Origin of the sequence: Bacillus pseudomycoides DSM 12442 (assembly GCF_000161455.1) — a bacterium.
In the GTDB taxonomy this organism is placed as follows: Bacteria; Bacillota; Bacilli; order Bacillales; family Bacillaceae_G; genus Bacillus_A; species Bacillus_A pseudomycoides.
The window spans coordinates 5,212,054-5,223,818 of record NZ_CM000745.1 but is presented as its reverse complement, the minus strand read 5'-3'; the positions used below and the strand labels follow the sequence as shown (position 1 = coordinate 5,223,818).

Below are 11,765 nucleotides of genomic sequence, written 5' to 3'. Positions count from 1 at the left end.
TTTTTTTGGGGGAGGAATCATGTTTCTACTCTGTTGAAGCTTTTTTATTATTAGATAGTTTAATTTCGCTTAGAAAACTTTGCAACAGAACCCATACGAGTATCGAATCCAGGTTTTTTTAACTATGATTTTTAACCCCTGTCTACCTGACAGGGGTTGATACAATATGAAACAGATTTTTTAATTACTTGAATACCCCATTATTTGCACATCGTTGTAATATGTGTACAAGAATCTCTTCTGTCACTTCTCCATGCGGATGAGAATTCCCGTCGATAATTCCTTTTTCTAATCCCCATTTCCATGCATCTCGTGCCCAATCTGATGGTTCTCCATTTCGGTAACTAGTATCAGCAGCAACTGATACTGTGCTTCCATTACCTGAGAATACTTTGTTGTTGTACACACGTTGTAACATGTGTACAAGAATTTCCTCTTTCACTTCTCCATGCGGATGAGAATTTCCGTCGATAATTCCTTTTTCTAATCCCCATTTCCATGCATCTCGTGCCCAGTCTGATGGTTCTCCATTTCGATAACTAGTATCAGCAGCAACTGATACTGTGCTTCCATTACCTGAGAATACCTTGTTGTTGTATACACGTTGTAACATGTGAATAAGAATTTCCTCTTTTACTATTCCATGTGGATGTGAATTGCCATCCACAATTCCTTTGTGTAGGCCCCAATTCCATGCATCTTTCGCCCAGCCTGATGGTTCTTTATTTTCTTCCACGCCACCATTATCCACAACACCCGCTACTCTACCATATCCCAAAAAGTGCTGTTTGTTATAAGAACTATTTTTATTAGAAATCGTTACCCCTGTCTTTTCATCAGCAGCGTGAACAAACTCCGTATCATTAATCATAATTCCAACGTGTGATGGACCAGGTTTGTATGTATTTTGAAGGAAAATTAAGTCCCCCGGTCTTGGATTGGAAACTTTTTGGATTACATTTGAATCCCAATAACCCGCTACACTTGTACGAGAAATATTAACTCCATTGTTTTTCAAAACATAGTAAATGAAGCCACTACAATCAAATGCATTTGGACCAGATGCACCAAACACATAAGGTTTACCTACCTGTTTCTTGGCAAAATCTATTATTTGGCTTGTGCTAGTTGATGCACTAACCGCAAATGATTTTACATGTTTTTCACTTGAATTATTATTCTGTTCTGCAAATGTACTTTGTGCAAGAAGGCTAGTTCCCATTAGCGCTGCACAAATACCTGAAACAACTACTTTTTTCACATGCCTCACCCTTTTTCTAAGTTTTCTTTAAATTAAAAACATTGATTCTTGTACGCACGTTGCAACACGTCAACAAGACTTTCCTCTGTCACTGTTCCATATGGATGCGAATTACCGTCCACAATTCCTTTCTGTAAGCCCCCAATCACACGCCTTTTTCGAGTAATACTATCAGTACGTCCAAGTTTAAGAGATTACTTGCAATTATTTTGAAGTTTTCGCACTATAATCATTGTGACTATATTAATTTTACATTACATAGAAAGTTAGAAATTATTCTTATACTACTAAGTTGTGAAAAATAAGTGAAAAAATTGAGTTTCATGATCTTGGTATTATTAAAGAACGCGATTCAAAAATATATTCCAATCTGAATTATGTAGAGGAGCATATTCCCAAAGTCAATTAAGCAAAAATAGAAAAATATCAATATAATGGGGTAGTGCCCCGTTGCCATCAACATAAGAATTCAGGTTCTGGTACAAAAACTATAAGACTTATGTAACTAACTTCTGGAACTTAGACATACTGATACTAGTAATCTAAAAAAAAATGACGTGATCAGTATGAAAAAGCAAAACGTATTCAAGTGGAAATATTATCAGTCTGAACTGATCTTATTAACAGTAAAATGGTATCTGCAGTACAATTTGAGCCTGCGTAACCTGGTGAAAATGATGGAGGAAAGAGGCTTATCCATTGCTCACACAAGCATTATGCGCTGGGTTCATCAATATGGACCTCAATTAGAAGAGAAAGTACGACATCACCTTACATCAACAAATGAATCGTGGAGGGTCGATGAAACTTATATTAAAAGTAAAAGGGCAATGGACGTATTTATATCGTGCCGCTGATTCAGAAGGGAATACCATTGATTTTTATCTAAGTAAATCAAGAGATAAACAAGCAGCCAAGTGCTCTTTCTTACGTTTCTAAACCTCGCGTGATAACAGTAGATAAGAACCCCGCTTACCCTGTAGCAATTCGAACGTTGAAAGAAGAAAAGCATATGCCTGAAGGCATATAGCTAAGGCAAGTTAGATATCTCAATTGAACTACTCACCACTTCACGACTTTTGGCAAAGCGGACAAGGCCAAGTTTCGGTAATTTCATTTTGCTGCCTACAATTGCAATATTGCCATTTGTTTGCTTGGTCGTGTATGACTGAACTTTATTCTTTTTAGACTTGAATCGTGGAATATCATTCTGTTTCTTGAAAAAACGTGAAAAAGCATCTGCGAGGTTTTTTAATTGAGTTAGCTCGGCAGAGCAAGAAAATGGTTAAATACAAAGCGACTGCACCCAATCGTTTTTGCAATTAATATTTCTTGTTTCTTACTCGGATAGATACGAAATTTATATGCCTTATTTATTAACATGAGTTACACCTCACTTTTTGGTATGATACCTAAAGCATACTAAAAAACGTAGGCTTACGCCTACCGCCATTCATCTCCCACCTAAAATTGGTGTTTCACACCTTCACATTTTTGAGGAAGAAGACTTCTGTCGGAACATGATAAAATCATCGTTTTATTAAGGAACGTGTTCGTTCTATGTTAGGGTTCAAGTCTTTTGGCACAGCTATATCCATTTTTGCAGGAGTGAAAGCTATGCATATGATTAAAAAAGAACAGATTGATTTACGGAATCAGTCTGTTCAAAACCAGAAAGAATTCATCCATCGATGGTTTGGGCTTACAGCATAAAATAGAATGCCGCTAGAAATATATGAGTTATATTCCCTTTTATTTTATCTTTGCACCACAACCCAAAATAAATTGTAAATGTTAAAAAAACAAAAGTTTACTTTCGGTTAATTGTAGAAAAAGAAATAAATTGCACTTTTGGATAAATTAATATTTGAATAATAGAATAATTAGTGTATTCTTATTATAAGAGTTATACTACTAAATTGTGAACTTAAGAGGATAAAATGGAATTTTACGATCTTGGTACTATTATTAAAGAACTCAGAATTTAAAAAAACATATCTCAATCTGAATTATGTAGAGGAATATGTTCCCAAAGTCAAATTAGTAAAATAGAAAAAGGAACTATTTATCCATCAAGCATATTGTTAATTCAAATAGCTGAAAAACTTGGTATTGATCCAAATTATATATTTGCACTAACAAAAAATAAAAAATTAAAATATGTAGAAAATGTAAAGTATGTAATGAGAGATTGCGTAAAACAAAAAAAATATAAAGAACTTTACGAAATAGTAAAAATAGAAAAAAACAAAACAAATTTCTTGCAAAAAGACGATAAACAATTTCTACTATGGCATGAAGCACTCGCTATATTTTATGTAAATGGATCAACAAAAAATGCTCTAGATATTTTAAATAAGGCATTAAAGCTAACTTCAATCAATAGTAAATTTTTATCGGAAAAAGAAATAAATATCGTGCATTCAATCGCTGTAATACACGCAGAAAATAAGGAATATGAAAAAAGCATTAATATATTAAAAAAAATTTTAAATAATTTTAATAAGATAGATTTCCCTAAAAACAAAGAAATTCAATTAAAAATTATTTATAATTTAACAAAGTGTTTACATAACATATGTGAACATGAAGAAGCAATAAAATATAGTGATATGGGAATTAAGTTAGCTATTAATATAAATAGTTTATACTTACTAGGTGAATTATACTTTGAAAAAGGTTCAAATTTACTAAAGCTTGAACACCCTCAAAAAGATGGTCTTAATGACATAAAAAAAGCATTATTTATATTTGAACTAACAGAAAGAAAACAATATATAAAAATAATTAAGGATAAATATTTTAAAAAACAAAATTGAACTACTCACCACTTAACGTCTTTACAGACGGTTCTGGTGCAAAAATAAAACAAAAAAGAATATAGCACATATGTTCCTAACGGAATCATATCTTATGCTGCAAGTCCAAACAATTGATGGATGAATTCTTTCTGGTTTTGAACAGACTGATTCTGTAAATCAATCTGTTCTTTTTTCATCATATGCATGGCTTCTACTCCAGAAAGAATGGATGTAGCTGTGTCAAAACATTTGAACCCTAGCATAGAACGGATTCGCTTCTTTATAAAGCCATGATCTTGTTCTACTACGTTATTCAAGTACTTTTGTTGTCTAAGTTGCATACCATCAGGTATGCTCTTTTCGGTTCTGTTGCAAAGTTGATTAAAGAATATATGAATTCCGCCAAAAGCGCTTCCTTTTATGGGATTGTTAATAAATTTCGTAATTCATCGTACGTCGAAAAACCGAAATCTGAACTCAGATTTCGGTTCCGTTTATATAAAGCGTGAACAGTTTCAATTCCTTTTAAGGTTCATGAAGCATGACGAAGACTTTGAAATCCTGCGGATTTGGCAAAGCGCCGCTTTATATGTCTATGATCTTGTTCTATAAGATTATTCAAATGTTTGATGGTACAATAAGTTGTACATTTATAAAAGCCTTGTTCTTTTAATTTGTTAAACGCACAAAGTAGCGCTGGGGCTTTATCTGTTGTGAGAACCGTTGGTTCTCCAAAAACCTTCACCAATCTTTTCATAAAGGAATAGGCCGCCTGATGATTCCGTGTTTTTCGAAGTTGAATATCCAATGTGTATCCCTTTTTATCGATCGCACGATATAAATAACACCATTTTCCTTTTACTTTTATATAAGTCTCATCTAATTTCCATGATGATTGTCCCTTTTTGTTTTTCTTCTTCCAGATTTGATAGATCAAATTTCCATACTCATGAACCCAACGCATAATAGTTGTTGGATGAACCGATATTCCACGCTCTCTCAAAAGTTCAGATACATCGCGATAACTTAAAGAAAAACGACAGTAGTAACCCACGGCTACTAAAATAATATCTTTCTTGAACTGTTTCCCTTTAAAATATCTCATTTTTGATTCTCCTGGCTTCTTTTTTTCTAGAGTGTATCCTCATTTAGAAAACTTTTCAACAGAACCGATCAAATTGACTATATTCCTGATTTTGTGTTAAAACAACTCTTCAAGCATAGAAACGATTTACATAAAGAAGTCATTCCAGTTATATGGATAGCTTTTAAAACAGGTCTACGAATTTCGGATGTATTAGGCTTAACCTTTGATTGTTTAGAGCGACTAAACAGTAAATACTCTATAGTTACAGATATTGAGAAGACCTATGTACAAGGACATCGAATACCAATTGACGATGAGCTAGCAAACATTCTCGCAGTTCTCATTAAGGAGTCCACGGAAAACAGTAACAAAGACAATAATCCAGAGGAATTCATTTTTGTACGTTATCGTGGATCTAGGAAGGGGAAACCTTATACCCAATGTTGGGTTCGACTTGAATTAAATAAATTAGCTTACAAGAAAAACATTGTAGATGAGAACGGGAACTTATTTCATTTTACGAATCATCAATTTCGCCATACCTGCGCAGTAAAAATGTTGAACGGCGGTGCAGACATTCTAACAGTGCAAGAGTTATTAACCCATGCTTGCCCTGAAATGACCTTACGGTATGCCAAATTGTTAGATAATACAAAGCGTAAGGCATTTGAATCTGTCATAAACCAGGGTGTATTCGGTTTCGACTTGAACAGTGAAGTACAAGAAATTAAAGCAGGTGAAGACATCCCACAAGACATCCTTCAAGCTCTCTGGCAGGATCATAAATTGAATGCAATGGACAACCCATACGGGACGTGTCATGCAAGGTTGAAAGGGAATTGCCCTCTTATGGAAGCCCCACCTTGCCTCACGTGCAATGGAGGAAGCCCGTGCAAAGATTTGGCAATTGGATTTTCAGAATTGGGTGTAGAGAAATACGAAATGCACGTAAAAACAACGTCTAGAGCCGCAGAAGTCGCAAAACAGCATGGCCGTGATGGCGTGGCAGAAAAGCCCGAACGGAACTTACAGCGATACCAAGGTATATTGGACAATATCCGTGAGGGACATGTCATCTTCGGTAGACAAGATCGCATGAAGAGAAAGCAAGGTGTAAAAAATGGCTGATTATGACCGCAGAGAACAGTTAAAAAAGATTCATGCCTCACGGAAGTCTGCCACCTATCAAAAGGTCGATGAACCCATTCAACGGCTCGTACGAGCTAACGTGAACATCAATTTCAACAGCGTGGCAAGTGAGGCTGGCATAGCGAAAGCTACGCTATATAACAACCTTGAGTTGCGTGATAGGATTGAATCCTTGCGACAACAACAAGCGAAAGCACCTACATCGAAGCAAATCAAACGAGAGATGGATGACAATAACAAAGATGCCCTGATTGCTTCTTTACAGCGCTGCATTAAGAAGCTAGATGGTGAAAACAAAGAACTAAGAGAACAACTGAAAGTAGCTTACGCAGATATTTATAAAAATTTATAGTCAATAGGAGAACGTTGTTCTCCTTCTTCAACTATCAGGCCATTTAATTGAATAAGAATCTCGAGCAAAAATATTTTTGATAACATTGGTATGAAGTTTGTGAAGCATTACATTTAAACAAGTTATCACTAATGTTATAATTTATCTATGTCAATACATTTAAAACTACTCATTAATAGGATTATACGAATTAAGGATTGTTAAGAAATATATATTTAATGGAGTGAGTTACAATGAATAATGAATTATTGAATAATTTGATTTCATCTGTAAATAGTAAGAATCTTCATGTTCTGAATGTAATTGTTAGGCAAAATGGAAATATAATTGCAAAACATGATTTTGAAGAAGAAAGGCCTGCTCTTTTATATTCAGTAAGCAAAACATTTACATCAATAGCAGTCGGTATTGCCATTAGGGAGAGTTACTTTAATATTAATGACCATGTTATAGATTTTTTCTCAGATATTCAACATGACACAAATCATGAATACCTAAAAGAGATGACTATCCATGATTTGCTTTGCATGGGAACTGGACATGCAGAATGCCCAGTTATGAAGGCTGATTGGAGTAGTGGTCAGGAATGGGATATTTCACAATTATTCTTTGATGAACCGATTGTATTTAAACCAGGTACTCATTTTACATATAACAATGCCGCAACCTATATGCTTTCAAAAATCATAAGTATTACTACAGGAAGTAACTTGGATGAATACTTAGATAGAAGAATATTTAAACATTTAGACATACCAAAACCTAAATGGGAGACATGTCCAAAAGGAATTACACAGGGATTCTCGGGTTTATATTTAACAGCAGAACAATTATCCAGATTCGGGCAATTAATTCTCGATAAAGGTGTCTGGAAAGGTAAGCAACTGATTCCTTCAAGTTACATTGAACAAGCAACATCTGTCCAAATAAAGACCAACGATTTTAATCCTTATTTTGCTACGGCAGACCATCATCAAGGATACGGCTATCAAATATGGATGAACTCTTGCTCTAATTCATATCGTATGGATGGTTTATATGGTCAATATGTTGTAATGCTGCCAGATAAAAATGCAGTTATAACATATATTTCAAATGAACCACAAAATATGACAGGTGTTCTTGAACTTACATGGGAGACATTAATCGATAAACTATAATCTTATCGAGGATTATGTGTTGTTATGTTAATACGCATTCTTCTTATTATATGTTTCTATTAGCTTGTTCAAGTAAACAAGCTAATAGAAACATATTATTATGCCATTAAAGGGCGCGTTTGTTTAACAAGAAATAAAAGGGTGGTACATATTATATATGTCTAATATGTACCACCCTTTATTTTTTATGACTTTTTACAGTTTAGGCCTTGATAACAAAAGGGAAGTTAAATTGTTTATAAAAATGATGAATCGAAATATATAAAGAAGGGATTTCGGCTTACTTTATTGAACTAACAGGGTAGTAGAGTTAATCTGTGAATAAATGTTGAAATAACTTATAAAAAAGCTAGCTTTAAATAGGGAAGGAAGGTTAGATGAAAAAAAACTTGAATAAATTATAATTATTAGAGTAGGTTTATATCATCCACGAGCCCCTCCATTTTGAATCTTTCATGTAAAGCCAACTATATACCGGAGGGGAATTCAATGAGAAATGAACAAGAAATGATGGATCTTATAATAAAAATCGCTAAAGAAGATGGACGTATTCGAGCAGTCTATATGAATGGTTCAAGGACAAACCCTAATGTACCAAAAGATATTTTTCAGGACTATGATGTTGTTTATGTTGTAACAGAAACAGTATCTTTTATAAAAGATACAACATGGATTAAAGCTTTTGGAGATTTAATCATGATGCAAGAACCTGACAAAAGTGATTTTGGTAGGGAAATTGATGTCGATTTCACTAGATCTTATGGTTTTTTAATGCTCTTTACAGATGGAAATCGCATAGACCTTCGTATCCAAACAAAAGAAGCCGTGTTTGAAGAATATAAAAATGATAAGCTCACTCTTCCCTTAATGGATAAAGATAATCTTTTGCCAGTAATCCCTTATCCTACCGATATAGATTACTATGTCAAAAAGCCATCCAAAGGTGAATACGATAGCTATACAAATGAATTTTGGTGGTGTTTACAAAACGTTGCAAAAGGAATTTGGCGTGATGAACTCCCATATGCAAAACTAATGTTTGAATATACGACGAGAAATTCTTTGGATAAAATGGTTACTTGGTGGATTGGGATACAAGAAGCTTTTCAAGTTTCACCAGGAAAGTTAGGGAAATATTTTAAGGAGTATCTTCCAGAATCATATTGGGGAATGTACAAAGAAACCTATTCTAATTCTGATTATAAAAATATATGGGAATCAATATTTGTTACTTGTGAATTATTTAGAATCTTATCTAAAGATGTCGCTGAACATTTTAATTTCACATATCCAATTGATGATGACAGAAACATGACTAAATATCTTAAACATGTTAGAAATTTGCCTTCTGATGCAAAGGAAATATTTCAAGAAAATGGATGCACCCTGCAAAGCTAGTAGAGTGCTTATTCAATTAACGGGTGCTTTCGTGCAACAAGGATTTCAAAAATGATCAAACTTTTTTAAAAATAAGTTAATCTATCACAATAATTTAGAGCATGTTTTGATCAATCCTTTTTTCAAAACATGCTCTTTAGACTTGTCTTTATATCAAGGTTATTAGTAATAATTTAATCAAACTTTATTTTAAAGCTACTTTTCTTCTTGGGTGGTGCTGTTGGATCTTCTGTCGGAGGGTGGGCCGCGTCAGGTGGATGGAGTGCAACATTATGGATGGGAATCGCTTTTCCGATCATAGCACTGCTTTATTTTGCCACAGAGAAATAGTTCTATAATCAAATTTAAACAGCCCGGATTCGTTTGAATGCTTATTCATTGGTATGTCCGAGTTTTATAGATTAATTGCGGTTATTTTGAAGTTTTTACATCAGAACCAGATTTTTTGTCTCTATCGCTAAAAGAGGACAAAACTCACCATATAAAATGTGTCCGAATTCCATTTAGACTATGACAAAAGAGAGCTTGCGTTAGAAAACAAGCCTTCTTTAAAAAAATAACGCAATTGAGATGCTTATATTTTAACAATTATTTTCTTACGATTCCATATGTCTCATGTTGAGAAATAAATTATAAGTGGTTTGATAGAACTAAAATGAATTATTGACGTAATATTTTGACGATAATATAATGAATCTCGAATTCAAGATAATTTGCAAAGGATTGGTAATTATGAGCGTGATTAACGATGAGAGCTTATCTTTAAAGTTATTTGTTATATTATCAAGGGCAGTACAGTCAATCACTAAGCGTATTGAAGAAGATATTAAAAGTTATGGACTTAATTCAACTGAATTTGCAGTGCTTGAGCTACTATACAGTAAAGGCGATCAGCCTATACAAAAAATTGGAGACAAAATATTACTTGCAAGTAGTAGTATCACGTATGTAGTGGATAAGTTGGAAAAGAAGAGGTTCTTAATACGAAAACCATGTCCTAAAGACCGCCGTGTTACGTATGCGTCAATTACTTCAGAAGGTATTGAATTGATGGATACTATTTTCCCTCAGCATAGAGAGGCGATTCGACAAATATTTGGTGGTTTGGATTATATTGAGAAAAAATTGGTAATCGAACAGTTGAAGAAATTAGGATATTATGCACAAGAACTATAATTTTTAGAAATATATCTCGAATTAGTAATATCCTAATTAAATATAAATTAAATAAATAGGAGGAAAAAATCAATAAATGGCAGTACATTTATTGGAATCCAAAATGAAGAAATAATGAAATTACAATTAGTATAAACAGGAAAGATAGTTGTTATGCTAACGCATACAAAGTGTTCTTTTAAATGTGAATCTTTCATAAAGCGGAGAGTGGGTATCAAGAATGGAATTACGTCATTTAGAGTATTTTATTCAAGTTTGTAATAATGGTAGTTTTACTAAAGCTGCGGAAGTTCTAGGTATTTCACAGCCGACTTTAAGTCAACAAATACGTGTGTTAGAAGGTGAACTTGATACACCTTTATTTCATCGAGTTGGAAGAGGTATCAAAATTACAGAAGCAGGTAAATTGCTATTTGATAAAGGAAAATTTATCATGCAACAATTTGATGAGGTTTATAACGAAATTTTTGAATTAAAGGGTGTGAAAAGAGGTGTGATTACTATAGGAGGTTTATTAGAAGATCTCACTTATTTAACGCCTTATATTATGAAGTTTCAACAACATTATCCCAACATTGTAGTAAAAATTATAGAATCAGAGGTTGCTGTAAATCAAATCGTTGACAAAAATATTGATATAGGGATCACACGTAGTGCTCAAATTCCAGACACATTAACAAGCACCCTTTTGTATAGCGAAGAGCTCGTCCTTGTAATTCCAAAAAATCATCCTTTGAATGAAAAATCATTTGTTTCTTTTCGAGAATTAGCAGGGCTGAGTAGAGTAATGGTTTCATGTAGTTGTCGTGAATCGATTAAGATATATTGTGAAATTTTAGGGTTATCTTTATCTGAAGCAAATATAGAAACAAAATCTTCTATTTCTCTATTGAGCCTTGTATACAATGGATATGGGGTTGCCATAATACCTCTTTCACTGGTTGACTTTGTTAATAATGATACCTTAAGCATAGTTCGTATTACTGATCCAACACCAAGTCAAGATATTAATCTTATTCACTTTGATGATAAATTTTTAAGTTTTGCAGCACGTATCTTTATGCAGAAGTTAAATGATCCTGAAAAAGTATCAGTATAATAGAAACAATAATGATTCTAGTGTGAAAATTGAAAGTAATCTTTAAGTCTTGGGATGAGACCTATATTAAAGTCAATGGGCAGTGGATTTATATGTGTGGTGTAGTCGATTCAAAAGGGAATACTATTGACTTTTATTTAAGGGAAAAAGGACAGACTTTGCAAGGAGAGAAGTCTGTCAAAAAACAAGTCAAGATAATCAATCAACTCTTCGGTCTTACCGCATAGTAATAGATTCCGTTAGGGATATACTGCTATTGCGAATCTACATATTATTTGCACC

General features: G+C 33.5%; 8 protein-coding genes and 7 pseudogenes. 11 read left to right on the top strand and 4 right to left on the bottom strand.

Going from position 1 to position 11,765, the window contains the following annotated elements; genetic code table 11:
- Nucleotides 1-184: 184 nt before the first annotated feature.
- Complete coding sequence (locus BPMYX0001_RS34620) at nucleotides 185-1,261, bottom strand: C40 family peptidase (RefSeq protein WP_276307160.1); 1,077 nt, start codon at nucleotides 1,259-1,261, stop codon at nucleotides 185-187.
- A 566-nt stretch (nucleotides 1,262-1,827) separates the two neighbouring features.
- Here BPMYX0001_RS34620 and BPMYX0001_RS29775 point away from each other — a divergent pair.
- Nucleotides 1,828-2,288, top strand: a pseudogene (locus tag BPMYX0001_RS29775) (IS6 family transposase); the annotation flags it as partial.
- Between the two features lie 39 nt (nucleotides 2,289-2,327).
- Here the strand turns inward: BPMYX0001_RS29775 and BPMYX0001_RS31640 are convergent.
- Nucleotides 2,328-2,644, bottom strand: a pseudogene (locus BPMYX0001_RS31640) (helix-turn-helix domain-containing protein); the annotation flags it as partial.
- Between the two features lie 144 nt (nucleotides 2,645-2,788).
- On the opposite strand from BPMYX0001_RS31640, the pseudogene BPMYX0001_RS26450 reads away from it, so the two are divergent.
- Together BPMYX0001_RS26450 and BPMYX0001_RS29770 are read left to right on the top strand one after the other, a co-directional pair.
- Nucleotides 2,789-2,974, top strand: a pseudogene (locus BPMYX0001_RS26450) (DDE-type integrase/transposase/recombinase); the annotation flags it as partial.
- A gap of 281 nt (nucleotides 2,975-3,255) precedes the next feature.
- Entirely contained in the window at nucleotides 3,256-4,080 is an 825-nt protein-coding gene (locus BPMYX0001_RS29770; protein ID WP_240517025.1) for a helix-turn-helix domain-containing protein, read from the top strand.
- A 92-nt stretch (nucleotides 4,081-4,172) separates the two neighbouring features.
- Here the strand turns inward: BPMYX0001_RS29770 and BPMYX0001_RS26440 are convergent.
- Both BPMYX0001_RS26440 and BPMYX0001_RS29765 read right to left on the bottom strand, forming a co-directional pair.
- Nucleotides 4,173-4,430 (bottom strand): annotated as a pseudogene (locus BPMYX0001_RS26440) (DDE-type integrase/transposase/recombinase); the annotation flags it as partial.
- Nucleotides 4,431-4,480: 50 nt separating this feature from the next.
- Nucleotides 4,481-5,167, bottom strand: a pseudogene (locus tag BPMYX0001_RS29765) (IS6 family transposase).
- Between the two features lie 69 nt (nucleotides 5,168-5,236).
- Between BPMYX0001_RS29765 and BPMYX0001_RS26430 the strand changes: the two are divergent.
- From BPMYX0001_RS26430 to BPMYX0001_RS35055, 8 genes and pseudogenes are all read left to right on the top strand, one after another.
- Nucleotides 5,237-6,277, top strand: a pseudogene (locus BPMYX0001_RS26430) (tyrosine-type recombinase/integrase); the annotation flags it as partial.
- Nucleotides 6,270-6,650, top strand: a complete 381-nt coding sequence (locus BPMYX0001_RS26425) for a DUF6262 family protein (RefSeq protein ID WP_033799431.1) — start codon at nucleotides 6,270-6,272, stop codon at nucleotides 6,648-6,650. The pseudogene BPMYX0001_RS26430 and the gene BPMYX0001_RS26425, both read left to right, overlap by 8 nt.
- A gap of 233 nt (nucleotides 6,651-6,883) precedes the next feature.
- Complete coding sequence (locus tag BPMYX0001_RS26420; RefSeq protein ID WP_006097261.1) at nucleotides 6,884-7,810, top strand: serine hydrolase domain-containing protein; 927 nt, start codon at nucleotides 6,884-6,886, stop codon at nucleotides 7,808-7,810.
- Nucleotides 7,811-8,299: 489 nt separating this feature from the next.
- Nucleotides 8,300-9,208 (top strand): aminoglycoside 6-adenylyltransferase, encoded by a 909-nt coding sequence (locus BPMYX0001_RS26415; protein WP_006097260.1) that lies wholly within the window; start codon nucleotides 8,300-8,302, stop codon nucleotides 9,206-9,208.
- Nucleotides 9,209-9,406: 198 nt separating this feature from the next.
- Nucleotides 9,407-9,538, top strand: a pseudogene (locus BPMYX0001_RS34300) (MFS transporter); the annotation flags it as partial.
- A gap of 402 nt (nucleotides 9,539-9,940) precedes the next feature.
- Nucleotides 9,941-10,384 carry a MarR family winged helix-turn-helix transcriptional regulator gene (locus BPMYX0001_RS26410; protein ID WP_033799430.1) on the top strand — a complete coding sequence of 148 codons (444 nt, stop codon included), beginning with the start codon at nucleotides 9,941-9,943 and terminating at the stop codon, nucleotides 10,382-10,384.
- Nucleotides 10,385-10,604: 220 nt separating this feature from the next.
- Nucleotides 10,605-11,483, top strand: coding sequence for a LysR family transcriptional regulator (locus BPMYX0001_RS26405; RefSeq protein ID WP_006097257.1), 879 nt, complete (start codon nucleotides 10,605-10,607; stop codon nucleotides 11,481-11,483).
- A gap of 92 nt (nucleotides 11,484-11,575) precedes the next feature.
- Nucleotides 11,576-11,710, top strand: a complete 135-nt coding sequence (locus BPMYX0001_RS35055) for a hypothetical protein (protein WP_006097256.1) — start codon at nucleotides 11,576-11,578, stop codon at nucleotides 11,708-11,710.
- Nucleotides 11,711-11,765 lie beyond the last annotated feature (55 nt).